The sequence below is a fragment of the Pseudomonas sp. SWI7 genome (genome assembly GCF_006351945.1).
In the GTDB taxonomy this organism is placed as follows: Bacteria; Pseudomonadota; Gammaproteobacteria; order Pseudomonadales; family Pseudomonadaceae; genus Aquipseudomonas; species Aquipseudomonas fulva.
This window is the reverse complement of sequence record NZ_CP040930.1, coordinates 310,036-334,153: the sequence shown is the minus strand read 5'-3', so window position 1 is coordinate 334,153 and position 24,118 is coordinate 310,036. Positions and strand designations below refer to the sequence as shown.

The window sequence follows — 24,118 nt, the reverse complement described above, 5'->3', positions numbered from 1 at the left end:
TCCTGTTCAAACCGGCAATGGCTGTTCATGGCTGAAACGGTGCCACACAGGTGGCAGGTCCTCGGGCAAAGGCCGATAGGCACCGATTTCGCCCCAGGTGCCGGGGCCGTGGAAGTCACTGCCAGCACTTGCCAGCAGCCCGAACTCACGGGTGAGGATGGACAGGGTGCCCACCTGCTCGGCCGGCATCATCCCATTGACCACTTCAAGCGCCTGCCCGCCTGCCTGAATATAGTCGGCAATCAGCCGCCTGCGCTTGCTGCGCGTCAGCTCGTAATGCATGGGATGCGCCAGGCTCACCCATGCGTTGGACTGGCGCAGGGTGGCAACGGTTTCCTCCAACGATGGCCAATGTTGCTTGACGTCACCGAGCTTGCCGGCACCGAGCCATTTGCGGAAGGCCTCGCCCCGGTCTTTGACGTGGCCGGCATGCACCAGGTAGTCGGCAAAATGTGGCCGGGCCGGGGCATTGCCACTGTCACCGAGCGCCTGCTGGATTTGCCGGGCACCTGCCAGCGTCCCTGGCATGCCCTTGGCTGCCAGGCGCTTGTCGATTTCCTCGGCACGCAACCAGCGGCCACGGTGCAGGGCCTCGATCGCCGCCAGCAAGGGCGGTGCATCTACGGGGAAGTTGTAACCGAGTATGTGGATGGTTGCGCCGCCCCAGGTACAGGACAGCTCGACGCCGCTGACCCATTGCATGCCGTGCTCGCGGCAGGCCTGGCGGGCTTCGGCCAGGCCTTCGAGGGTATCGTGGTCGGTGAGCGCCAGCGTACGCACCCCATGCTCGAAGGCCCGGGCGACCAGGGCCGAAGGCGACAGGGCGCCGTCGGAGGCCGTGCTGTGACAGTGCAGATCAACATTCATGGAGTAGCGCTTTCGCTGGATTCGATGTTTGTTATTATGCCGTCACATCCCGGTTCTGGCTGCCATTGTGAAACAATTCATCGATTTCATCCCGCTGCTGCTGTTCTTCATCGTCTACAAACTGGACCCACGGCCCGTCGAGCTGGCCGGGCACAGCTTCGAATTCGGTGGTATCTACAGTGCCACTGCCATGCTGATCATCAGCTCGCTGGTGGTGTACGGCGCGTTATTCCTGCGCCAGCGCAAGCTCGAGAAAGGCCAGTGGCTGACGCTGGTCGCCTGCCTGGTGTTTGGCGGCCTGACCCTGGCCTTTCACAGCGAAACCTTCCTCAAGTGGAAGGCGCCGGTGGTGAACTGGCTGTTCGCCCTGGCCTTCGCCGGTAGCCACTTCATCGGCGACCGGGTACTGATCAAGCGCATCATGGGCCATGCGCTGACCTTGCCCGATGCCATCTGGGCCCGCCTGAACCTCGCCTGGATCGCGTTCTTTCTGTTCTGCGGCGCCGCCAACCTGTTCGTCGCCTTCACCTTCCCAGCGTTCTGGGTCGACTTCAAGGTGTTCGGCAGCCTGGGCATGACCGTGCTGTTCCTGGTGGCACAAGGGCTGTACCTGTCGCGCCACCTGCAAGATACCTCCTCTGCCTCCAAACCCAAGGACTGACATGCTCTACGCCATCATTGCCAGCGACGTCGCTAACTCCCTGGAAAAACGCCTGGCTGCGCGCCCGGCCCACATCGAGCGCCTTCAGCAGCTCAAGGCAGAAGGCCGGGTGGTACTGGCCGGCCCGCACCCGGCCATCGACAGCAACGACCCAGGCGAGGCAGGCTTCAGCGGCAGCCTGATCGTGGCCGAGTTCGATTCCCTGACCGCCGCCCAAGCCTGGGCCGATGCCGATCCCTACATCGCTGCCGGCGTCTACGACCAGGTCGTGGTCAAGCCCTTCAAGCAAGTGCTGCCTTGAAACACCTCGCCTAGAAGGCGTGCTTGGCATCGCCAGTTGGCAGCTGACCTCAAGACTGGGGTATCTTTCCGGCTGGCGGACCAACGCGTCGCCGTCAATGGTTGAATTGAGTGAGTCATGAGCGAGCTGTTACTGATTGATGACGACCAGGAGCTGTGCGAGCTGCTCAGCAGCTGGCTGACCCAGGAAGGGTTCACTGTGCGGGCCTGCCACGATGGCCAGGCTGCACGCCAGGCGTTGGCCGAACGTGCGCCAGCGGCCGTGGTACTGGATGTGATGCTGCCCGACGGTAGCGGTCTTGAACTGCTCAAGCGCCTGCGCAGCGAGCATGCCGACCTGCCCGTGGTGATGCTGTCGGCCCGCGGCGAGCCGCTGGACCGCATCCTGGGCCTTGAACTGGGCGCCGACGACTACCTGGCAAAGCCGTGCGACCCACGCGAGCTGACTGCGCGGCTGCGCGCCGTGTTGCGCCGCAGCCATCCAGCCCCGGCCACCAGCCAGCTGGAATTGGGCGACCTGGTCTACAGCCCTGCCCGCGGGGTGGCCAGCATCGACGGTCGCGAGCTGACCCTGACCCTGTCCGAGAGCCGCATTCTTGAAGCATTGCTGCGCCAACCGGGCGAGCCTCTGGACAAACAGGCGCTGGCGCAGATCGGCCTTGGTCGCCGGCTGACGCTCTACGACCGCAGCCTGGACATGCACGTGAGCAACCTGCGCAAGAAGATCGGCCCGCACGCCGACGGCCGCCCCCGCATCATCGCCTTGCGCAGCCGCGGCTACTACTACTGCCTGTAGTACTTGCGTCAGTCTGATGCCAGGAAAGGGAACTGGCCTTTACGTTCCCTTTACCGTGCCCTGACCGCGCTTGACGATCATCTCCCTAGACTGTGCTCATCCGGTGATCGCCGGCCCATGACAGGAGAGACACCATGCGCAAGACCCTTACCGCCCTGCTGTTCGCCGCCGCACTGCCCACCGTTGCCATGGCCATGCCCGACGGCGGCCCGCGCCATGATGGCCCGCATCATCGCGGCGGCCCGGCCTTCCACGAACTGGACCTGAGCCGCGAACAGCGCGACCAGATCGGCAAGCTGATGGGCGATCAGATGAAGCAGCGCCACGACATCACCGAGCGTTACCTTGGCAAGCTGCCGGCGGCCGATCAGAAAGCCATGAAAGAAGAGATGCAGGCCAGCCGCGACAAGACCGACGCTGCGGTACGCAACCTGCTCAAGCCAGACCAGCAAAAGAAGTTCGACGAACTGCAAAAGGAACGCGCCGCCAAGAAAGCGGAGTGGCAGGAGTTCCAGGCCTGGAAAGCTGAAAAAGCCGGCAAGTCCCAGTAAGCTCCACTGTCAGCGCCCGCTGTGCGCCAGGTTCGCCTGGTGCACGGCGGGCTTTCATCGTTTGGGGAGGTCTACGTGCGTTCACTGTTCTGGCGCATCCTGGCCAGCTTCTGGCTCGCCATCGCCCTGGTAGCTGGGCTGTCGATATTGCTGGCGCACACGCTCAACCAGGACGCCTGGATTCTAAGCCGTCACCCGGGGCTGAACACGTTGGCCAGCCAATGGGCCAGGCACTACGAACAGGAAGGCCCGGACGCAGCGCAGCATTTTCTCGAAAAGCGCAAGGCGCGCTACAAGATCGACGTGCAAGTGCTGGACGACAGCGGCGACGCCGTGGTGCCAGGCACCTTTCCCCGGCGCGCGGCTGCACTCGAAGCCAGGCAGCACAACGATGAGCGGCGCCTGCCGTGGCGCCGCCTGACCGAGGAATACACCAGCCCCGAGAGCAAGGCGTCCTACCTGCTGATCTACCGCATCCCTCACCCTGCCCTCGATGCCTGGCACCGCGAGAGCCTGCTCTGGCCGCTGAGCGCACTGGGCATCGCCCTGGTGGTGCTGACCCTGTTCAGCCTGTTCGTCACACTGTCCATTACCCGCCCCCTGAGCCGCTTGCGTGGCGCGGTGCACGACCTGGGGCAGAGTACCTACCAGCAGAACAGCCTGGCGCAACTGGCCGGCAGGCGCGACGAATTCGGCGTCCTGGCCAAGGATTTCAACAAGATGGGTGCTCGCTTGCAGAGCACCATCGCCAGCCAGCGCCAGTTGCTGCGCGATGTGTCCCACGAGCTGCGCTCTCCGCTGGCCCGTCTGCGCATCGCCCTGGCCCTGGCCGAACGTGCCGAGCCGCAGCAACGCCAGGCCTTGTGGCCGCGCCTGACCCGCGAATGCGACCGGCTGGAAGACCTGATCAGTGAGATTTTGACCCTGGCGCGCGTGGATGCCGACCAGGCCCATGCCGAAACGGTCGATCTCAACGCGCTACTGGGCAGCGTGCGCAAGGACGCGCAACTGACGGCACCCGAGCATGACGTGCGCCTCGAAGCGCAACCCGGGTTGACCTTGCAAGGTTGGCCGACCCTGATCGAGCGTGCGGTGGACAACCTGCTGCGCAATGCACTGCGCTTTACCCCCGCGGGTCAACCCGTGGAGCTGAGCGCCTGGCGCGAGGACGACGTGCTCAGGGTCTGCGTACGTGACCGAGGCCCCGGCGTGGCAGCTGAGCACCTGGCCCAGCTGGGCGAGCCGTTTTTCCGGGCGCCGGGGCAAAAAGCCCCTGGACACGGCCTTGGGCTGGCGATTGCACGCAAGGCGGCAGAGCGCCACGGCGGCCGACTGATACTGGCCAACCATCCACAAGGCGGTTTTGTCGCAACCCTGGCGCTGCCGGTGGCAGAAGCACCTGGCAGCTAGCGCCACCACGCAGGCCTGCGCCAAGGCCAGCGGCTTGGGTCAAACGCGGCGGGCTGGGCGGTCAGTCGCCCCAGGCGCTGACGAAGTCGGCAGTGGCGAGCACAGGCGCCGTGCGAGGCTCGGTCATGGGCGTACCCACATACAGGAAGCCAAGCAGCTCCTCGTTTTCTGCCAAGCCCAGGCCTTCATGAACATGGGCATCGAAGGCCAGGTCTCCGGTACGCCATACGGCACCCACGCCCTGGGCGTGCGCGGCAATCAGTATGCCGTGGGCGGCGCATCCTGCTGCCAGTTGCTGCTCGAGCACTGGGACCTTGGGGTGCTGCTTGTGCAAATGGGCAATGACCACGATCAGCAAGGGCGCGCGTAGCGGCATGGCGCGGGCCTTGCTCAATGCCGTCTCACTGGCATCACCGCGCTTCTGAACCGCGCTGGCGAACAGTTCACCCAACCGCTCGCGTGCTTGGCCTTCGATGGTCAGAAAGCGCCACGGGCGTAGCTGACCGTGGTCCGGGGCGCGCAGCGCAGCCTGAAACAAGGCCTCACGCTGGGCATCGTTGGGCGCAGGGTCGGTCAGGCGCGGGACCGAAACCCGGTTGAGCAATGCGTCGAGAGCCTCCATCGGCTACCCTCCTGGAACATGAATGTGCGGCCATTCTCAAGGGCCCGGCCCCAGGCTGCAAGCCCGACCTCGTCGGAGACCTGCAGCATGAAGATGCAGCTTGGCCTTGAGCCTTTGCGCCCCACAGGTAGAATGGCGCCCTTCCGTTTCGAGCCCGAGCAGAACACATGGCGTTGCCGACCTTAAGGATCATTGGTTTCATCATCGGCATCTTCCTCATCACCCTCGCCGTGGGCATGGCTGTCCCCATGGCTACCTTGGTGATTTTCGAACGCACCAGCGACCTGCCGTCCTTTCTCTGGTCGAGCCTGATCACCTTCGTGGCGGGCCTGCTGCTGGTAGTGCCCGGCAGGCCGGAGCACGTGCATTTGCGTCCGCGTGACATGTACCTGCTGACGGTGTGTTCCTGGGTGGTGGTGTGCGTATTCGCTGCCCTGCCCTTTCTGCTTACGCAGCACATCAGCTACACCGATGCGTTTTTCGAAAGCATGTCGGGCATCACCGCCACTGGCGCTACCGTACTCAGCGGCCTGGACAGCATGTCGCCCGGCATCCTGATGTGGCGCTCGATGCTGCACTGGCTGGGCGGCATCGGCTTCATCGCCATGGCGGTGGCCATTCTTCCCCTGTTGCGCATCGGCGGCATGAGGCTGTTCCAGACCGAATCCTCGGACCGCTCCGAGAAGGTGATGCCGCGCTCGCACATGGTCGCCAAGTCCATCGTCGGGGTCTATGTCGGGTTTTCCATTTTCGGTGCCCTGGCGTTCTGGTGGGCCGGCATGAGCCCGTTCGATGCGATCAACCACGCCATGTCGGCGATCTCCACCGGCGGTTTTTCAACGTCCGACCAGTCCCTGGCCAAATGGGACATGCCCGCCGTGCACTGGGTGGCCGTGGTGGTGATGATCCTCGGCAGCCTGCCGTTCACCTTGTACGTGGCCACGTTGCGCGGCAACCGCGGGGCCCTGATACGTGATCAACAGGTGCAAGGCTTGCTGGGCATGCTGGTCGCGACCTGGGTGATACTGGGCACCTGGTACTGGTACACCACCAACCTGCACTGGCTCGATGCCTTGCGTCACGTCGCACTGAACGTGACCTCGGTCGTGACCACCACAGGGTTTGCGTTGGGTGACTACAGCCTGTGGGGCAATTTTTCGTTGATGCTGTTCTTCTACCTGGGATTCGTGGGCGGGTGCTCCGGCTCGACGGCCGGCGGCATCAAGATATTCCGGTTCCAGGTGGCCTACATCCTGCTCAAGGCTAACCTCAACCAGTTGATACACCCCCGGGCGGTGATCAAGCAGAAGTACAACGGGCATCGCCTCGACGAAGAAATCGTACGCTCCATCCTCACGTTTTCCTTCTTCTTCGCCATCACCATCTGCGTGATGGCATTGCTGCTGTCATTGCTGGGGGTCGACTGGATGACCGCCCTGACCGGCGCGGCCGGGACGGTGTCCGGTGTGGGCCCCGGCCTTGGCGAAGTGATCGGGCCGTCCGGCAACTACGCCAAACTGCCCGACGCTGCGAAGTGGATCCTGGCCGGCGGCATGCTGCTGGGCCGGCTGGAAATCATCACCGTGCTGGTGTTGTGCATGCCGGCTTTCTGGCGTCACTGACGGCGTCGAGATCGGTGCCCAGGCGTGCCCGGTACTCGCTGGGCGTGACGCCAAACCAACGGCGAAAGGCCCGATAGAAGTTGCTAGGGTCGGCGAAGCCAAGCAGGTAGGCAGTTTCCAGCAAGGTCATGGTGGGCTGGGCCAGGTACTGTTCGGCCAATTCGCGCCGGGTATCGTCAAGTAACGCCTGGAAGCTGGTGCCCTCGTCTTGCAGCCGGCGCTGCAAGGTGCGCTGGGACAGGTGCAGTGCCTGTGCCAGGGTTTCACGCTTGGGCTCGCCCTGGGGCAGGATGCGGCACAGCACCTGACGCACCCGATGGGTCACCCGGCTCTCCGAGAAACGTGCCAGGTACTCACCGGCGAACCGATCGTGCAACACGGCCATGGCTTCGTTGGCCGTGGGCAGGGGTGCCTCCATGTCAGCCCGCTCGAACACCAGAGCATCGTGGGGGGCATTGAAGATCAACGGGGAATGAAAGGCTACCTTGTAGGGTTCCAGGTGCTTGGGCGGTGGCCCCTGTATCAGTACCCGCCGCGGCTGCACTGGCCGGCCGCTAAGCCATTTGCACAAGGACAGCGCACAGGCCAGCGACGCCTCGGCACTGTGCCGGGTGGGCGGCAAGTGGTCGCCGTGCACGGTCAGGATCAGCGAATAGCCTTCAGGGGTGAGGATGAAGCTCAAGTCAGAACTTTCGGCAATGATGCGCTGATAGCGCACCAGCCGTGCGAAGCCTTCGGCCAGGGTACGGCTGGACATCAGCGCGTAGCCCACCACATGAAAGGATGCAGGCCTGACCACGCGCGCCATGTTCAGGCCTATTGCTTCATTGCCCGACAGCTCCACCGCCAGTTGCCAGAGCCGGGTCATGGCGTCCTGCGGGAAGCGCGCATCCGGATCATCGAGAGCAGCGAAGTCCAGCCCCAGCTGCTTGAACATGGCCTGGCAATCGAGCCCTTCGAGCTCCAGCGCCTTGACGATCCCAGATGCCCAGCTGGCGGAGGTGGTTCTTTCGCTCATGGCACGCTTCTTATGCTGACCGCTCCTGCGGTGAACCCCAAGGATACTCAATTGGCGCCTATTGTCACTGGTACGCCTCGTCAGTGACTCTAGACTCGAATCAGGCTCCACGCCGTGTCTATCATTCGCCAGTCAACCTTCCGGAGCAGTGTCATGGACCGCACAGCGCAATTCCGAACCTTCGCCGAGTTCTATCCCTACTACCTCAGTGAGCACAGCAACCCCACGTGCCGTCGTCTGCACTTCGTGGGCACCAGCCTGGTCATTGCCCTGCTGGCCTATGCCATTGGTAGCGGCAAGTGGATGCTGCTGCTCGCCGTGCCCGTGGTCGGCTACGGCCTGGCCTGGGCAGGTCATTTCTTTTTCGAGAAGAATCGGCCAGCGACCTTTACCTATCCCTTCTACAGCCTGCTGGGGGATTTTGCGATGTTCAGGGACGTGCTACTGGGCAAGGTGCGCCTCTGACGCCAAAGGGCCAGACTGCCCGCGGTATCGACACGGCCAGGGCGGTCAGCGATCGTTGTGACCCAGGTCGCGCTGTGGATCGATCTGATCGCGTATGCGCTGCTTGAGCACCTTCGCTTCGGGGAAGCCGCCATCGGCCTTGCGCTCCCACACCTGCACGCCATCGCACGTGATGCGAAAGACGCCGCCGCTGGCGGGCTGCAAGGCCACCTGCCCCAGGTCCTGGCCAAACGTACTGAGTAGCTCTTGGGCCAGCCAGCCGGCACGCAACAGCCACTGGCACTGGGTGCAATAGGTGATGATGATTTCAGGCTTTGGCTCGGTCATGTGATACCCCTCGCAATCGATGGATCAGGGCTTTTCGAGGTTGCCCAGAATCTTGGCATGGACCCGCATGCAGACCTCAAGGTCTGCTTCGTCGACACCTGTGAAAAGCTCGATGCGTAGCTGATTGGCGATGGTCTCGATCTGCTCGATCAGGGGCTTGGCCGGGGGGCACAGCACAATCTTCTTGGCCCGCCGGTCTTCGACAACGGCCTGGCGGCGCACCAGCCCCTGCCCTTCGAGGCTGTCGAGCAACCGCGCCAGGGTCGGGCCCTCGACGCCGACGCTCTGGGCCAGTTCGCGCTGGGTGGGCGCCTCCTCGAACCGCGCCAGGTGCAGCAGCACCAGCCACCGCGCCTGCGACAGATTGAGGCCGGCCAGGCGGCGATCAAGCTCGGCACGCCAACCACGGGACATCTGGGCAAGCTGCATGCCGAAGCGGTGTTGATTGTCGGTCAGGGGCATAAAGCGACTCGTTGAACAGTTCTAATTGTTAGGCAGCTAATCATGCGCGGCGCGACGAGGCAAGCCGTCCGGTCGCGCTGCTGCAGGGGAAACATGCGCTGGCATGACACGGATCAGCAAACCGCTTGGGGCAAGGCAGCGTGCATCGTTACAGCTCGAACTCTGCCGCCAAGGCGGCGCGCACGCAGTGCAAGACGCCGTCTGGCACACGTGATCCGAACAACGGCGCAATGGTGGAAACGGGTGGCAATTCGCCTTCGCCGTCGAGGAAGGCATCCTGGATCTCCGACAGAAGATCTTCCGGCAGGTCCAGCGCCTGTTCGAGGTTAAGCTCCTGACGCCCCAACGCCTCGGCCAGCAGGCTGTAGACATTCTTTTCCGTGCAGTCGAGCTGGCCGGCGATCTGCGCCGGCGTCATGCCGGCGCGGGCCAGGCTGACCAACTCATGACGCAAGTCCAGTACCACCTTCGGCGCCTCAGGGGTACCGCCACTGCCATTGAGCACTTCCAGGAAAGCCTGCCCGTAGCGTTCCAGCTTGCGGGCGCCAACACCGCTGACCTGCGCCATGTCGCTCAGGGTCACCGGCTGGCTGCGCAGCATCTCGAGCAAGGTGGAGTCCGGGAAGATGACGTAAGGCGGGACGCGGTGCTCTTCGGCAAGCTTGCGGCGCAAGGTGCGCAGCGCTTCCCACAATTCGCGTTCTTCTGCGCGCACCAACTGGCTGGCCGGGCTGCCGCCGCCAGAAGACGATGCCTTGGCCACGGTCTGCGGCTTCAGGTCACGGCGCAGTTGCAACGTGACCTCGCCCCGCAACAGCGGCCGGCAGCTGTCCGATAGGCGCAGGCCGCCGTAGCCTTCCAGGTCGATATCCACCAGGCCACGGGCCACCAGTTGGCGGAACAGGGAGCGCCAATCGGCCTCGGCCAGCGCCTTGCCGACGCCGAACACCGACAGTTTGTCATGTCCGAAATTGGTCACTTTCTCGGTCTGCTTGCCCAGCAGCACGTCCACCAAATGCCCCACGCCATAACGCTGGCCGGTACGAAATACCGCTGACAACGCCTGACGGGCAGGCTCGGTGGCATCCCACGTCTGCACATTGTCGACACAGTTGTCGCAGTGCCCGCAGGGCTGTTCCAGCGTCTCATCGAAGTACGCCAGCAAGGTCTGGCGTCGGCAACGTGTCTCCTCGCACAAGGCAAGCATCGCGTCGAGTTTGTGCTGCTCGATGCGCTTGTGGCGCTCGTCACCTTCGGAGTTCTGCAGCATTTGCTTGAGCATGACCATGTCCTGCAAGCCGTACGCCATCCAGGCGTCCGAAGGCAGGCCGTCACGACCGGCGCGACCGGTTTCCTGGTAGTAGGCTTCCAGCGACTTTGGCAGGTCCAAGTGCGCGACGAAACGCACGTTGGGCTTGTCGATGCCCATGCCAAAGGCGATGGTCGCGACCATGATCAGCCCTTCTTCGTTGAGGAACCGATGCTGGTTGGCCGAGCGCGTTTCAGCCGGCAGACCGGCGTGGTATGGCAGCGCCGGGAAGCCTTGGTCGCAGAGGAAGGCAGCGGTTTCGTCGACTTTCTTGCGCGACAGGCAATAGACGATACCTGCGTTTCCACGGCGTTCGCCGAGAAATGCCATGAGCTGCTTGCGGGGCGCTTCCTTGGGGACGATGCGGTAGAAGATGTTCGGCCGGTCGAAGCTCGACAGGAAGCGCTCGGCCCCCTGCAGGTGCAGACGCTGGACGATTTCTTCCCGGGTACGCATGTCCGCAGTCGCGGTGAGCGCGATGCGGGGTACATGGGGGAACAGCTCGGCCAGTTGGCCCAGTTGCAAGTATTCGGGGCGAAAATCGTGGCCCCACTGGGATACGCAGTGGGCTTCGTCGATGGCGAACAGGGAAATGTCCAGGTCGCGCAGAAAATCGAGCATGCGCGGTTGCACTAGGCGCTCTGGCGCCAGGTAGAGCATCTTCACCTCGCCGCGGCGCAGGCGCCCGGCCAGCTCACGTTGCTGCTCGGCGTTGAGCGTGGAGTTCAGCGCAGCGGCCGACACCCCCAGTTCATCGAGCGTGGCGACCTGGTCGTCCATCAGTGCGATCAACGGCGACACTACCACGGTCAAGCCTGGGCGCAGCAACCCCGGCACCTGGAAACACAGCGACTTGCCGCCACCTGTGGGCATCAGCACCAGGGCATCGCCACCATTGGCTACGCATTCGATGATCGCTGCCTGGCGCCCTCGGAAGCTGTCGTAACCGAAGATGTCCTTGAGAACGCGCTGAGCCTGTTCGAGCATGTGCAACTCCAAAAACGCCGTACCACCCCGCTACAGGCTGGACGAAAAACCCGCGCCGCACACGCCGAATGCGTAAGCGGTTTTTGCCAAGGGCCCGACAACGGTGGGCCTTTGGCTGGAAACCGCCAAGTATACCGCACCCACCCCCTGCACTGGCACCGTTGCGATGGGCGTGTCTTTGCCCCGCTGACGCTGCAAGGTGCTAGAATTCGGTATCGTTTATTCCCAAGGTAGCCCCGTAATGTCCTTCGCCGAGCAACTGACCCGCCTGCAAGCCTTCCTCGACGCCGATGAGCTGCACGAAGAAGCGCTGGACTATGTCGCCGCCCACGGCTACCTCACTGCCTTGTCGATCAACGCCGAGGAGGTGCCCGAGCGCGAATGGATCGACGCCTTGTTCGCCGAAGAACCGCACTACGCCAGCGAGGCCCAGCGCGTGGAGATCGAAGCCACCCTGGTTGCCCTCAAAGGCCATATCGCGCGCCAGTTGGCCAGCGATGACGAGTTCGAACTGCCGTGCGACCTGGATCTGGGCGATGACCCAGACGACTCCGACCTGCGCGGCTGGTGCATCGGCTTCATGGAAGGGGTTTTCCTGCGTGAGGAAGCCTGGTTCGAGAACGCCGAGGAAGAAGTGAGCGAGATGCTGCTACCGATCATGGTCGGTTCTGGCCTGTTCGACGAGCAGCCTGAATTTGCCGACATCGCCAGTAATGCCAGCCTCCAGGACGACATGATCGTGCAGATTCCCGAGGCCCTGACCGCGCTGTTCCTGCTGCTGCATGCTCCGGAAGAGAAACCGGCACTGCTCAAGCCCCGTCACCACTAAGCCGGCATGCGCTACCTGTTGCTGGCCATCGGCTGGCTGAGCGTGGCGCTGGGCGTGGTCGGCGTCTTCCTGCCGGTACTGCCGACCACGCCGTTTCTCCTGCTGGCAGCGGCGTGTTTTGCCCGCAGCTCGCCGCGCTTTCACAACTGGTTGGTCAACCACCCTCGCCTGGGGCCCTGGATCAGGGGCTATCTCGGGGGCGAGGGGATGCCGCTCAAAGCCAAGGCTTATGCCCTAGGCCTGATGTGGTTGAGTATCGCCGTTTCCTGCTACCTGGTTGCGTTTCCTTGGGCACGGCTGTTCATGCTGGCCAGTGCGGTGGGCGTCACTGTCTACATTCTTCGACAAAAAACCTATACACCGCGTAAGTGACAATAATTTGTCGCCAAATATCAATTTGGCCTTCCGTGCTGGTTTTTTATCTAAATCCGTTCTGGAACTGCCTGTAGCCCACGTCCAGCGCCATCTGGACGGCGCCGAGTGGCGCCTGATTCAGCAGCAACCCTACTAATCGTTAGACAATTAATGTCGAACATGGCACGTTGATATGAATAAATCTTCTTACTCATTCCAGTGAATGTACTTAGCTGTGGGCTAAAAAACCTGCAACACTATACGGCATCAAAATATAGTCATTTTTTTGGCGATCTGCAGGAAAAACCAGGATCAGGGAGAGGTACCCATGCGTCTTTTGAACCCCATCACCAGCGCGTTGCTGTTGGCTCTGGCAAGTGCCCACGTGCAGGCGATGTCGATCACCGAAGCTGTCCAAAGCGCCGTGGATTACCACCCCCAGGTCAGCTCGAACCGCAACAGCAAGTTGTCTGCTGATGAAGATGTGAAGTTCGCCCGTGGGGGCTACTACCCGTCCGTCGACTTGGTGGCGGGCTACGGCCGTCAGCGCTCTGACAACGCCAATACGCGCGCAGAAGGCCGTCATAACAAAGAAACCCTCAACTACTCCCAGGCCGACCTGCGCCTGCGGCAGATGATCTTCGATGGGTTCAACACCTCCAGCGAAGTGGGCCGCACCCAAGCGGTCTCCACTTCCCGTGCGTACTACACCCAGGCGGTGGCTCAGGACGTTGCCTTGCGCGCCATCGAGGTCTACCTGGAAGTGCTCAAGCGCCGCGAACTGGTGAGCCTTGCCAAGAACAACCTGCAAGCCCACCTGCGAGTGAACGACCAGATCGGCCTGCGCAACGAACGGGGCGTAGGCAGCACGGCTGACCTGGACCAGTCCCGTGCCCGTCGCGCCCTGGCGGAAAACAACCTGGATACCGCAGAGGTCGACCTGGCCGATGCCGAGGCCAACTTCTTCAGCGTCGTAGGCCGTGTGCCGGATGAGCTGGAAGACCCGCAAGCGGTTGCCGTGCAGATGCCTGCAACGCTGGAAGAAGCACGCGAAGGCATGCGCCAGAACAACCCCTACCTCAAGTCGGCCCAGGCAGACGTTAACGCTGCCGAAGAGCAGTACAAGGTTGCCAAGTCGACCTTCTACCCGCGCTTTGATGCCATTCTGGCCACCGGTGCCAACAACAACACCGGCGGTGAAAAAGGCCACAGCAACAACGACTGGCAGGCAGGCGTAGAGATGAACTACAACCTGTTCCGCGGTGGCAGCGACAAGGCACGCCTGAACTCCGATGCGCACAAGATCAACCAGGCTATGGACATTCGCAACAATGCACTGCGCGAGCTGACCGAAAACCTGAGCCTGGCCTGGAACGCCTTGAACAACGCCAGCAAGCAGTTGCCTACCGCGCGCGAATACGCCGACACCACCAAACGGGTGCGTGCTGCCTACCAGGACCAGTTTGGCCTTGGCCAGCGCACCCTGCTGGACGTGCTCGACAGTGAGAACGAACTGTACAACGCCGACCGTCGTTACACCGAGGTACGCTACACCGAAGCCTATTCCCGCTACCGGGTACTGGCCACCATGGGCGAGCTGTTGAGCAAGCAGCGCATCTCGCTGCCGCCTGACGCCTATGCTGCCACCGAGGTGCGCACCGAAGCCCATCTGCCCGAGATGCGCTGATTGCACCGGGGCGCCGTTCAGGGCGCCCCTGTGTCCTTGCGATGATTACGCTGGTAGGTGCCTGCCCCCATGGCTTGGATCTGCCCTTCGATCAGGCCTTCGAACGGCGCCAGCACGGCGTCGAAGCTGACCGGTTGCTCGAGCACGTTCAAGGCCTGCACCACCGCCTCGATGGTCGATAGCGCGCCTGCCTCCGGGGCCTTGCGCAGTCGGTAGCGTGACGGCGTCACATTCCCTAGGGTTACTTTCGGCAGAGCCGCCAGCAGCGGGTTGAGGTACATCAACTTGCGCGCCTTGCGCCAGGTGCCGTCCGGCACGACCAGCAACAACGGCATGCCGTCGGTCTGCGTGTAAGGCCCGAGCGCTTGTGAGTCCGCGCCCGGGAACAACACCACTGGCCGATAACCTGGCATTGCCAGCCATTGATCCAGGTCCTTGAATACCTCACCTACGTGCAACTGGGCATTGACCAGGCCAAGCGCTGCCAGGCGAGCCGTGTTCAGCGCATGAGACGCCTCGCTTGGGTGCTGCAGCAGCAACACGCGGGTCCTGCTGCTGATCGCAGGTATCAAGGCGCAGAGGCAATGGTCGAGGGGGCGCAGGCAGCGCTCGCAGCGGGGTCTGGACATGGGGTCTCCTTGGCCGCGCAGTGTGCCACACAATCGCAGATCAACTGGCACGCCTTCAGGCCAAAGCGCGCCCAACGCAGGCATTGGCGATCAGCGATTGAAGCGCTCGGCCAAGCCATAGAGGTAGTCGGCCATGCGTTCGAGGTCCTGGCTGATTTGCGCGCCTTGCCGTGCCTGCCCGGCGCTTTGATCGCACAACTGGGCAATGCGCGTGATCTGCTGGTTGATGTCCTCGGCCACATGGCTTTGCTGTTCGGAAGCGGCAGCCATCTGCTGGCTCATGCCTGTGATCCTGCTGACCGCCTGGGCGATGCCGACCAGCGCGTTCTGCACGGCCTCGACGCTTTGCCTGCTGTCGCGCGCGATGCGTTCACCGTGGCCGGCGGAACTCACCGCCCGCTCGGCACCGGCGCGCAGGGTGGCGATGATCTGGTGAATTTCCTCGGTCGAGGTGCGGGTACGCTGGGCCAGCGAACGGACCTCGTCCGCCACCACGGCAAACCCCCGCCCTTGCTCTCCCGCACGGGCTGCTTCGATAGCAGCGTTGAGTGCCAGCAGGTTGGTCTGCTCGGCAATGGCAGTGATCACATCGACCACGCTGCCGATGGACTGGGTCTGCTGAGCGAGCGCATTGACGGCCTGGCCAATGTCACTGACCGCCTCGCTCATGCTGTCCATGGCATGCAGGCTCTGCTGGGCCAGCTCGCTGCCGCGCTGAGCGAGCTGATCGGCGTCACCGGCAGCATGGGCCGTGTTCTGAACGTTCTGCGTGACCTGCTGGATGGTGGCTGCCATCTCGGCGATGGCAGTGGCCGATTGATCCGTTTCACTGCGCTGACGGTCAAGCATCGCGGCCTGGGTGTCTGACAATTTCGAGGATTGTGACGCCCGGTCCTTGACCCCCACGCCTGCATCCTCAAGCCGGGTCAGGGCCGTTTGCAGGCGTGCTTCTTCACTCAGGATGGCCAGGTCCATTTGCCCATGCAGCCCGGGGCTGGCGCTATAGGTCAGCGCCACCAGCGGGCTGGTGAAAGCCTTGGGGTGTGCGGCCAGCGTGCGCTGGATGGCTTGGCTGTGCTGGCGTTCGATGACGTACCAGGCCAGCAGCAGACTGGTCATCAGTACCGCCAGCGCAGCGTAGGCCGGCAGGCTGGCATAGGCCAGCGCCGATATCACCCCGGCGGCGGCAAGCGGCCAGCCAGTCCCCAGGCGCTGACGCACACGTGCCACCCAAGGCAACGGTGCGCGGTCACTGCGCAGGCGTGCGTACAGGCGCTCGGCACGTGCGATCTGCGCGCGGCTGGGCACTGAACGCACTGACTCGTAACCACTGACGCGGCCTTGTTCGTAGATGGGCGTGACATAGGCACTGACCCAGTAATAGTCACCGTTCTTTGCCCGGTTTTTGACGATTCCCATCCAGGGCTTGCCCTGCTTGATGGTGTCCCACATATGGCCAAACACCGCGGCGGGCATATCCGGGTGACGTACCAAATTGTGGGGCTGACCCACCAACTCGTCATAGGTGAAGCCACTGATGGCCACGAACGCTTCGTTGCAGTAGGTGATTCGGCTATCCAGATCGGTGGTCGAGATCAGGCGCTGATCGCCGGGGAAGGTTCTTTCGTGCTCGGTGACGGGCAGGTTCGTGCGCATCTTCGGCGATCCTTGCAGGATGAAAATGTGAGAAAAATAGGCGCAAGGTTGATATGTAGCAGAGCGCTTTCAAATAGGAGGCCGTAGCCGCAGGAAATTATTGCATCCTGACGAAATACATCAACGCAATGTTTAACCCAATGTCGCAGCTGGCTGAAACAGGTCGCAATGAACGGGGATGAGCGCATGAAGCGGGAGGCATGACAGGGGGCGGAGCGGGGTTGCATCAGGCGGCATTAAGCCGCCTGAACAGACGGAACCTGGCAGCGGACGTGCCGGGAGCAGAAACGCTGATCGGAACAAAAAAGCCGCTCTACCCAAAACGGGAGAACGGGCTTCGCTCGCTCAGCGGCGTCGTGGCTGGCGAGGGCGCTGCTTTTCGTCAGTCGGTATGGGAACCGGCTGCAAGGGCGGCGGAATCAAACCCAAGGCAACCCCAAGGTCGTGGAGCCAGTTGTACAGTGCTTTATTCATAATGCCCCCTTTACGGGTAAGCCTAACGGCGAATCAGTTCGGCGCTGCCTTACACAGATCATAGCCGCATGTATCGGCTGACGCCTATATCTGATCTTACAGATGGGGGTGATTGTGACGCTGATCAAGCCGTTTGGGGGATTTCCTGGCACTGCCAATCGTTTCCCTATGTTACTGCTTGCCCCCTCATCCGACCCATTTGCGCAATTGCTGCCGTACCCAGGGCTCGGCACTTACCAGAACCACCCCCAAGAGCACCAGCACAGCGCCAAGCACGAAATTCACGGTCAGCGGCTCGCCCAGGATCAACACCCCGAAGGTGACGCCGAACAGGGGCGTGATGAATGAAAACACAGCCAGGTTCGATGCCAGGTATTTGCGCAACAGCCAGAACCAGGTCAGGTAGCTGATGAACGAGACGATTACGCCCTGAAACAACACGCTCCCAACCGCCAGCGGCGTCATGACCACATCGCCGGCCTGCCCCGTGATCAGCCCAATGAGCAGTAAACCGACGAAACCTACGGCTAGCTGATAGAACAGGGTAAGGGTTGCCGGCGCCTCGGAAAGCCGCGACCCCCTGACCACGACCGTGGTCGCGCCCCACGCCAAGCCGGCCAGTACCCCGAAGGCATCTCCCAGCAAGGTGCGCCCGTCCATGTTGGCCCATGACGTCCCACCCGCAAAGGCCATTGCAATGCCCACGAACGCCAGCAGTATACCCAGCCACTGCAACAACCTCAGCCGTTCGCTGGGCAGCATGAAATGCAGGCCAAGGGCAGTGAAGATTGGCGCTGTGTACAGGAATACTGACATGTGCGCGGCCGTGGTCAGCTTGAGCCCTTCGGCAATGAACAGAAACTCAAGCCCGAACAACCCACCCGCCAGTACACCCGCGCGCCAGGTCACCCCCATCTGCTTCCAGTCGCCGCGCCAAAGCACCATCAACCCGACCAGCACCGCAGCGATGCAATTGCGCAGGGTTGCCTGCATCACCGGGGCAATGTCCACGGCGGCCGTTTTTATCAGCACCTGCTGGCTGCCCCAGATCAGGCAGAGCACCACCATGACCTGGAACGCGAAGGCATCGGGGTTCTTGCGGGCCACGCTCATCGGCGGACCTCGAGACGGTACAAAGGCATGCGCAGTGATTCACCTGAAGAGAGGGACAGGAGATTATCGATTCACGCATGCCTCACTGGCCAGCCTTAAATGGCACCACCGGCAATCTGCGCCTTGGACGAGACGTGCTCGAAGGTGCTTTCATCCAACGCATCTTCCTGATCGTCCAGCACTTGCCGCGGGTGTTCAAAGCCTGGAATGCTGCTGTCGATCAGGCTCATCAGGCGCGACCCTCGCTCGGTTAGTACGAAGTTTTCGCCGTTACCACCCTCCTCTTCCGGGCGGCTTTGAATATAGCCTCGCTCCAGAAGCAGCTTCTCATAGTCGCAGGCCTGGGTTTTGAGGCGATCCAGGTCACCGACCGGCTCCCCCTTGGCCGCCAGGTCAGCGGCATGCGCTTCGGCATAAGGGCGGGGCGTGAAGTTTTGCCCGCTACCGTTTTGTACTTCATGCAACAAGCGTTCGATCAGGTCCCAGTTATAGACAGTACGCATGCGATTACCTCCTGGTGTGCGTCGAGGATGTACACAGGCTTGGGACCTTCCGAATCTTCGCACGTTCCACGCAAATGGCCTGAAGGTCGCGTGCATTAGCTGCAAGAAACCACGCCAGCTTCTGCCCATTCATCCAAGGCTGTGAACCAATCGGTTTGCTGCACCTCAACCGTCCATCAACAACGCCGGAGGGCTAAAGGATGAAACCACTGCTGCGTATCACTTGCCTGGTTACCTTGTGCAGCGCGTTGCCCGCCTGGGCATGCACGCCGGAAGAAGCGACGCAAAAGCGCGAGGAACTGGCTGGGCTGGTGGCTCAACTGACCGAACAGAACCCGGCGAAGGCCAAGGAAATCAACGAGGAACTGCAAGGCATGCAGCTGGGAACCGCCAGCAAGGACTTGCCGGACAAGTGTCAGTTGATCGACACGCGTATCAAGGAATTGAAAGCGGCCGAGAAAAAGGCAGGGTGATACAGGGACGTTAGGCCAGAGCAGCGCTGAGCGCTGCCCTGGCCCAGGCCCCTGGTATTACTCGGCTGAGGGCTTGCGCTTCTTCAACGGTGCGAGCCCATCGGAGCTGGTCAACGGTGCGTTGGCCTTGGGCTTGGCCGTAGGCTTGCGCTTGGCAGTGGCCTTCTTGTCACCACCTTTCTTGTCCGTCTTCTTCTTTTTGGTACTGGCAGCCTTGCCAGACGCCTTGACCTTCTTGGGCCCGCTATAGGTGCCCTTGACTTCCTTGATGACCCGGCGCTCGAACTGCTGCTTGAGGTAGCGCTCGATGCTGGACATCAGGTTCCAGTCGTTATGGGTGATCAGCGAGATCGCCAAGCCTTCGCCGCCGGCGCGCCCGGTACGGCCCACCCGGTGCACGTATTCATCGCCGCTGCGTGGCATGTCGAAGTTGATGACCAGGTCCAGCCCATCGATGTCCAGGCCCCGCGCGGCCACGTCGGTGGCGACCAACACCTTGGAGCTGCCCTGCTTGAAGCGCTCGATGGCCAGCTTGCGGTCTTTCTGGTCCTTCTCGCCATGCAGCACGAACGCCTTGACGTCCTTGGCGACCAGGTGACCGTAGATACGGTCAGCCATGGCGCGGGTATTGGAGAAGATGATCGCCTTGTCGAAGGTTTCGTTGGCCAGCAGCCATTGCACGATCTGCTCTTTGTGCTGGTCATGGTCGGCGGTGATGATCTGTTGGCGAGTGCCCTCGGCCAATTGTGACACGCTGTTGAGCATCAGGTGCTCAGGGTCCTTCAGGACCTTGCCGATCATGTCGCGCAAGGCCGCGCCGCCGGTAGTGGCCGAGAACAGCAGGGTCTGCTCGCGGTTTTCGCATTCCTTGCACAGGCGCTCCATGTCCTCGGCGAAGCCCATGTCGAGCATGCGGTCGGCTTCGTCCAGGATCAGCACCTGGACGTGGGACAGGTCGAGGTTGCCGGCGTTGAGCTGCTCAAGCAAACGGCCCGGTGTGCCGATCAGCACGTCCGGCACCTTGCGCAGCATGGCGGCCTGTTCCTTGAAGTCTTCGCCCCCGGTCACCAGGCCCGACTTGATGTAGGTGAACTGCGAGAACAGCTGCACCTGCTTGAGGGTCTGCTGTGCCAGCTCACGGGTAGGCAGCAGGATCAGCGCGCGAATCTCCACACGACGCTCGCGCAGATCGACCAGACGATTGAGCAGCGGCAGAACGAACGCTGCCGTCTTGCCACTGCCGGTCTGCGCGGTGACACGCAGGTCCCGCCCTTGCAGCGCCAGGGGAATGGCGGCGGCCTGCACCGGGGTAGGCTCGACGAATTTAAGCTCGGCCACGGCTTTGAGCAGGCGTTCGTGCAAGGCGAATTGGGAGAACACGGAGGTAACCTCAGGCAAGTACGGAAATCAGCTGCATAGGGTAACGTTTTCTAGCGATTTAGCCGAATTTCTTTTGGCATGGGCCTGCCCATCCGCGTTCTAATAACGCTTCGTTTGGCAACAAGACTGTAAGCAAGCCCATGGACATCCAACGCTTCTGGCGCGACTCCCTCGACCTGTGGGGCACACTCGACCAACACCCCATGCTGCACGCCGCCATCGGCCTAGCCGTATTGCTGGTGATATCGCTGATTCTAGGGCGCCTGGCGCGCTTTCTGGTGCTGCACGGCGCCCGCCTGCTGGCACGCCAGCCAGCCCTGAAATGGCTCGACGACTTGCGTCACAACAAGGTCTTCCACCGCCTGGCGCAGACCACACCGTCGCTGGTACTGCAGTTCGGGCTCAAGCTGGTGCCGGAGCTGTCCGACACCGCCCAGCACTTTCTGGGCAACCTGGCGTTGGCCTTCACGCTGCTGTTCATGACCATGGCCCTGTCGTGCCTGCTCGATGCCCTGCTCGACATCTATGCCCGCACCGAGCACGCCCGCACTCGCTCCATCAAGGGCTATGTGCAACTGGCCAAGATGATGCTGTGGATCTTCGCGGCCATCGTCATCGTCGCTACCCTGATCGACCGTTCGCCGTTGCTGCTGCTGTCTGGCCTGGGCGCGATGTCGGCCGTGCTGCTGTTGGTGTACAAGGACACGCTCTTGTCGTTCGTGGCCAGCGTGCAGCTGACCAGCAACGACATGTTGCACGTCGGCGACTGGATCGAAATGCCGCAGGTCGGCGCCGATGGCGATGTGGTGGACATTACCCTGCACACGGTCAAGGTACAGAACTTCGACAAGACCATCGTTTCCATCCCCACCTGGCGCCTGATGAGCGAATCGTTCCGCAACTACCGTGGCATGCAGCAATCAGGCGGCCGGCGCATCAAGCGCAGCCTGTTCATCGATGCCGCCGGGGTCCGTTTTCTGACCCGAGAAGAGGAACAGCGCCTGGGCCAGGTGCGCCTGCTGGGTGACTACCTGGCCGGCAAGCGTCAGGAGCTGCAAAGCTGGAACGAAGCCTTGGGGCCGGTGGCGGAACTCTCGGCCAACCGCCGCAAGCTGACCAACATCGGCACCTTCCGCGCCTTCGCTCTGGCCTACCTGAGAAACCATCCCGACGTGCACGCGAACATGACCTGCATGGTCCGCCAGATGCAGACCACGGCAGAAGGCGTGCCGCTGGAAATCTACTGCTTCACCACCACCACGGTGTGGGCCGAGTACGAGCGCATCCAAGGGGACATCTTCGATTACCTGTTGGCGGTGCTGCCGGAGTTCGGATTGAGTTTGTATCAGCAGCCCAGTGGCAATGACATGCGCGTAGGCCTGGCCGTGCACAATGCGCCCGTGCAGGAGCCGATGCCGCGGCATCTGGAGGAAATGAGCGAGGCTTAAGCCAGGCGGCTGTGTTCAAGGCTCGCCAGCCTCTCGAACCAGCTCCCTGCTCTTCGGTCAGATGACCTTGATACTCTTCGTCATCAACGCGCACTCACACGGATGTACCCCATGACCGAGCAAATCATCTACCCGGCCGACGACAACAGCCCTGCCCTTCAAGCCGCCATCGCCAATGCACAGGCCACGTTCAAGTTCTTCTGGCGCGAGCTCTCCTGGGAGGCGCGCCGGATCATCAAGGGCCTGGAAATGGCCGCCGTGAAGATGGCTTTCCCGGTCCAGGGCAACGACCCGGAACTGCCAACCGTCGAGAACATGTGGCTCAGCGAAGTGGCGTTCGACGGCGTCTCGATCAGCGGCGTACTGCTCAACGAACCGGAATGGGCTACGGGCTTCGATGCAGCGCAGCGTGTGACGCTGCCGTTTTCGGCGCTCACTGACTGGATGTACGTGTCTGCCGGTGAGGTCTATGGAGGCTTCACCATCGATGCAATGCGCAGCGAGATGCCCGCAACCGAACGTGCTGAACACGATGCGGCGTGGGGCCTGGAATTTGGTGAGCCCGGGTTCGTGGCGCTCGTACCGGCACCCAAAGGGCAACCTCAGGTATTGCTCTCGCGGGCCCTGGATACTCCTGCTGACGCCGAAGCGCTCAAGCGGCTGGAAGAGGCTGACCATCCAATGGCCGTGAACATGGTGGCGCAGGTGCACGATGCACTGGTGCAACATCCTGCCATGGTGACCGATCCCGATGAGGGCGGTTGGTTGCTGCTGCACCGCGAAACGCTGGCGGGCAACTACCCGGTGGTGAGCGCTCTGCTTGAGCACGGGGCCGACACCTCGGCGCTCAACCCGCTGGGTCAAACGCCGTTGCAACTGGCCGAGCAGGCAGGCTGGCCGCGACTGGTGCGATTGTTGCGCGGGGAGGAGGTGCCGCTTGCAGCGCCGCATGCCCCTGCCCCGCAGGCGCGACCCGCTGAACCTGACGAGGAGCAGACGCACACCCGGCCCCACGCCCAGGCGCAGCCACAGCAAAACAGCCGGCCGCGCTGGATGATCGTGGCTGGCGTGGTAATCGTGGTGGCCTTGATCTGGCTGCTGGTGCGCTAGCGACCTACCCGGCGGTCAAGCAGCCGTGTCGGTGAGGCGTTCTGGACCAGCGCCTCACCCTCAGTGTTCAGGTCCCGGCCAGCATGTCGCTGAACGCGATCGGAATCTCTGAGCGTTCGAACCGCTCATTCACTGCGCATACCCCAAAAGGTAAAGCAGCGCCGTCAAGGTCAGCAGTGAGACCACCGTTGACCAGAGAATGGTCCTGGAGATCAAGCCCGCATCCCGGTTGTAGTACTCCGCCAGCATGAATGGCCCAGTACCGGTGGGCAGTGCAGCCAGCAGCACGGCCGAGGCGGCCCACATGTCGGGCAGGTGAAACACCTTGTACGCCAGCACCCAGGTCAGCGCCGGCTGGCCGATCAATTTCAACGCCACCAGCGGCCAGGGGCTGGCCTGTGCGCGCGGCTGTTTCTCTGCCAGAAAGGCTCCGAGCGACACCAATGCACAGGGCGTGGTGGCCAATGCGAGCATGTCGAGCAAGTGCATCACCGGTTCGGCCAGCCCCAGCCCGGTCATGGCCCACGCTGCACCTGCCAGCGGCGCGACGACCAGCGGGTTTTTGGCCAACGCCTTGAGCACCAGACCCACGGCGCGGCCCACTTCGGGCTCATCCTGCAAGCCGATTTCGATCAGCATCAGCGACAGGGCAAATACCAGGCAGACCACAATCAACGATGAAATCAGCGCTGGTTGCAAGCCAGGCTGACCGAACAGCAGCAAGCACAAGGGAATGCCGATGTAGCCGGTGTTGGCGTAGCCGGCACTCAGCCCATCGATGCTCGACGCCACTAATCCATGGCCGCCGCGCAGCCGCCATAGCAGGGTAATCGCAAACATCGCCAGGGCCCCGGCGCCAAATGCGGCGATGAACCCAGGGTGCCAGATTTCAGCCCAGGTGGCCGTGGCGGTGACCTTGAACAGCAAGGCCGGCAGGCACAGCCAGACCACCATCTTGTTGATTTCGGCCGCTGCCTTGTCGCCCAGTTTATGGGTACGGCGGCACAGGTAGCCGACGATGATCAACGCAAAGATCGGTGCGACAATCACGAAAACGGTATGCAT

The 24,118-nt window shown here is 62.5% G+C and carries 26 protein-coding genes; 13 read left to right on the top strand and 13 right to left on the bottom strand.

What is annotated here, in order from left to right; all coding sequences use genetic code 11:
* Positions 1 to 6: 6 nt before the first annotated feature.
* A complete protein-coding gene (locus FH041_RS01585) occupies positions 7 to 867 on the bottom strand; it encodes a PHP domain-containing protein (protein ID WP_027915902.1) in 861 nt (286 codons plus the stop codon).
* Positions 868 to 934: 67 nt separating this feature from the next.
* Between FH041_RS01585 and FH041_RS01580 the strand changes: the two genes are divergently transcribed.
* The 5 genes from FH041_RS01580 (at position 935) to FH041_RS01560 (ending at position 4,585) form a co-directional block, all read left to right on the top strand.
* Positions 935 to 1,528, top strand: coding sequence for a septation protein A (locus tag FH041_RS01580; protein WP_027915901.1), 594 nt, complete (start codon positions 935 to 937; stop codon positions 1,526 to 1,528).
* A gap of 1 nt (position 1,529) precedes the next feature.
* Positions 1,530 to 1,829: a YciI family protein gene (locus tag FH041_RS01575; RefSeq protein ID WP_027915900.1), complete on the top strand. Its 300-nt coding sequence runs from the start codon at positions 1,530 to 1,532 to the stop codon at positions 1,827 to 1,829.
* Positions 1,830 to 1,946: 117 nt separating this feature from the next.
* A complete protein-coding gene (locus tag FH041_RS01570; protein WP_027915899.1) occupies positions 1,947 to 2,624 on the top strand; it encodes a response regulator transcription factor in 678 nt (225 codons plus the stop codon).
* 134 nt (positions 2,625 to 2,758) lie between these two features.
* Complete coding sequence (locus FH041_RS01565) at positions 2,759 to 3,175, top strand: Spy/CpxP family protein refolding chaperone (protein WP_027915898.1); 417 nt, start codon at positions 2,759 to 2,761, stop codon at positions 3,173 to 3,175.
* 75 nt (positions 3,176 to 3,250) lie between these two features.
* Positions 3,251 to 4,585 (top strand): sensor histidine kinase, encoded by a 1,335-nt coding sequence (locus FH041_RS01560; RefSeq protein WP_111475165.1) that lies wholly within the window; start codon positions 3,251 to 3,253, stop codon positions 4,583 to 4,585.
* Between the two features lie 61 nt (positions 4,586 to 4,646).
* Here the strand turns inward: FH041_RS01560 and FH041_RS01555 are convergent, their stop codons facing one another.
* On the bottom strand, positions 4,647 to 5,207 hold the full coding sequence (locus FH041_RS01555) for a nitroreductase family protein (protein WP_059183736.1): 561 nt from the start codon (positions 5,205 to 5,207) through the stop codon (positions 4,647 to 4,649).
* A 167-nt stretch (positions 5,208 to 5,374) separates the two neighbouring features.
* On the opposite strand from FH041_RS01555, the gene FH041_RS01550 reads away from it, so the two are divergent.
* Positions 5,375 to 6,829, top strand: coding sequence for a TrkH family potassium uptake protein (locus FH041_RS01550; protein WP_027915895.1), 1,455 nt, complete (start codon positions 5,375 to 5,377; stop codon positions 6,827 to 6,829).
* Here the strand turns inward: FH041_RS01550 and FH041_RS01545 are convergent.
* Complete coding sequence (locus tag FH041_RS01545) at positions 6,786 to 7,847, bottom strand: AraC family transcriptional regulator (protein WP_027915894.1); 1,062 nt, start codon at positions 7,845 to 7,847, stop codon at positions 6,786 to 6,788. The genes FH041_RS01550 and FH041_RS01545 overlap by 44 nt on opposite strands.
* A 153-nt stretch (positions 7,848 to 8,000) precedes the next feature.
* On the opposite strand from FH041_RS01545, the gene FH041_RS01540 reads away from it, so the two are divergent.
* Entirely contained in the window at positions 8,001 to 8,312 is a 312-nt protein-coding gene (locus tag FH041_RS01540; RefSeq protein WP_027915893.1) for a DUF962 domain-containing protein, read from the top strand.
* A 45-nt stretch (positions 8,313 to 8,357) separates the two neighbouring features.
* On the opposite strand, the gene FH041_RS01535 is transcribed toward FH041_RS01540, so the two are convergent.
* From FH041_RS01535 to recQ, 3 genes are all read right to left on the bottom strand, one after another.
* Positions 8,358 to 8,639, bottom strand: coding sequence for a SelT/SelW/SelH family protein (locus FH041_RS01535; RefSeq protein ID WP_027915892.1), 282 nt, complete (start codon positions 8,637 to 8,639; stop codon positions 8,358 to 8,360).
* A gap of 24 nt (positions 8,640 to 8,663) precedes the next feature.
* Entirely contained in the window at positions 8,664 to 9,101 is a 438-nt protein-coding gene (locus tag FH041_RS01530) for a MarR family transcriptional regulator (RefSeq protein WP_023533772.1), read from the bottom strand.
* A gap of 148 nt (positions 9,102 to 9,249) precedes the next feature.
* Positions 9,250 to 11,397: a DNA helicase RecQ gene (gene recQ / locus FH041_RS01525; protein WP_027915891.1), complete on the bottom strand. Its 2,148-nt coding sequence runs from the start codon at positions 11,395 to 11,397 to the stop codon at positions 9,250 to 9,252.
* Positions 11,398 to 11,638: 241 nt separating this feature from the next.
* Between recQ and FH041_RS01515 the strand changes: the two genes are divergently transcribed.
* The 3 genes from FH041_RS01515 to FH041_RS01505 all read left to right on the top strand — a co-directional run bounded on the left by FH041_RS01515 (position 11,639) and on the right by FH041_RS01505 (position 14,267).
* The gene (locus tag FH041_RS01515) at positions 11,639 to 12,226 is read left to right on the top strand and encodes a UPF0149 family protein (RefSeq protein ID WP_027915890.1); all 588 of its coding nucleotides are present in this window, start codon (positions 11,639 to 11,641) and stop codon (positions 12,224 to 12,226) included.
* A 6-nt stretch (positions 12,227 to 12,232) separates the two neighbouring features.
* Positions 12,233 to 12,598 (top strand): YbaN family protein, encoded by a 366-nt coding sequence (locus FH041_RS01510; RefSeq protein WP_027915889.1) that lies wholly within the window; start codon positions 12,233 to 12,235, stop codon positions 12,596 to 12,598.
* Between the two features lie 310 nt (positions 12,599 to 12,908).
* Complete coding sequence (locus FH041_RS01505) at positions 12,909 to 14,267, top strand: TolC family outer membrane protein (protein WP_027915888.1); 1,359 nt, start codon at positions 12,909 to 12,911, stop codon at positions 14,265 to 14,267.
* A 17-nt stretch (positions 14,268 to 14,284) separates the two neighbouring features.
* Here FH041_RS01505 and FH041_RS01500 read toward each other — a convergent pair whose 3' ends face one another.
* From FH041_RS01500 to FH041_RS01485, 5 genes are all read right to left on the bottom strand, one after another.
* Positions 14,285 to 14,896 (bottom strand): tRNA-uridine aminocarboxypropyltransferase, encoded by a 612-nt coding sequence (locus FH041_RS01500; RefSeq protein WP_027915887.1) that lies wholly within the window; start codon positions 14,894 to 14,896, stop codon positions 14,285 to 14,287.
* 90 nt (positions 14,897 to 14,986) lie between these two features.
* Positions 14,987 to 16,552: a PAS domain-containing methyl-accepting chemotaxis protein gene (locus FH041_RS01495; RefSeq protein WP_027915886.1), complete on the bottom strand. Its 1,566-nt coding sequence runs from the start codon at positions 16,550 to 16,552 to the stop codon at positions 14,987 to 14,989.
* 345 nt (positions 16,553 to 16,897) lie between these two features.
* Positions 16,898 to 17,026 (bottom strand): PA1414 family protein, encoded by a 129-nt coding sequence (locus tag FH041_RS23090; RefSeq protein WP_023533827.1) that lies wholly within the window; start codon positions 17,024 to 17,026, stop codon positions 16,898 to 16,900.
* A gap of 186 nt (positions 17,027 to 17,212) precedes the next feature.
* A complete protein-coding gene (locus FH041_RS01490; protein WP_027915885.1) occupies positions 17,213 to 18,139 on the bottom strand; it encodes a DMT family transporter in 927 nt (308 codons plus the stop codon).
* Between the two features lie 95 nt (positions 18,140 to 18,234).
* Entirely contained in the window at positions 18,235 to 18,642 is a 408-nt protein-coding gene (locus FH041_RS01485) for a hypothetical protein (protein ID WP_028688038.1), read from the bottom strand.
* Between the two features lie 200 nt (positions 18,643 to 18,842).
* Between FH041_RS01485 and FH041_RS01480 the strand changes: the two genes are divergently transcribed.
* On the top strand, positions 18,843 to 19,115 hold the full coding sequence (locus FH041_RS01480) for a hypothetical protein (protein WP_027915883.1): 273 nt from the start codon (positions 18,843 to 18,845) through the stop codon (positions 19,113 to 19,115).
* A 57-nt stretch (positions 19,116 to 19,172) separates the two neighbouring features.
* Here FH041_RS01480 and FH041_RS01475 read toward each other — a convergent pair whose 3' ends face one another.
* A complete protein-coding gene (locus tag FH041_RS01475; RefSeq protein WP_033695144.1) occupies positions 19,173 to 20,495 on the bottom strand; it encodes a DEAD/DEAH box helicase in 1,323 nt (440 codons plus the stop codon).
* Positions 20,496 to 20,635: 140 nt separating this feature from the next.
* Here FH041_RS01475 and FH041_RS01470 point away from each other — a divergent pair, with 140 nt between their 5' ends.
* Positions 20,636 to 21,943: a mechanosensitive ion channel family protein gene (locus tag FH041_RS01470; protein ID WP_125922314.1), complete on the top strand. Its 1,308-nt coding sequence runs from the start codon at positions 20,636 to 20,638 to the stop codon at positions 21,941 to 21,943.
* Between the two features lie 111 nt (positions 21,944 to 22,054).
* Positions 22,055 to 23,053 (top strand): DUF2314 domain-containing protein, encoded by a 999-nt coding sequence (locus FH041_RS01465; protein ID WP_080992823.1) that lies wholly within the window; start codon positions 22,055 to 22,057, stop codon positions 23,051 to 23,053.
* Between the two features lie 129 nt (positions 23,054 to 23,182).
* Here FH041_RS01465 and FH041_RS01460 read toward each other — a convergent pair whose 3' ends face one another.
* Positions 23,183 to 24,118 carry an AEC family transporter gene (locus FH041_RS01460; protein ID WP_027915878.1) on the bottom strand — a complete coding sequence of 312 codons (936 nt, stop codon included), beginning with the start codon at positions 24,116 to 24,118 and terminating at the stop codon, positions 23,183 to 23,185.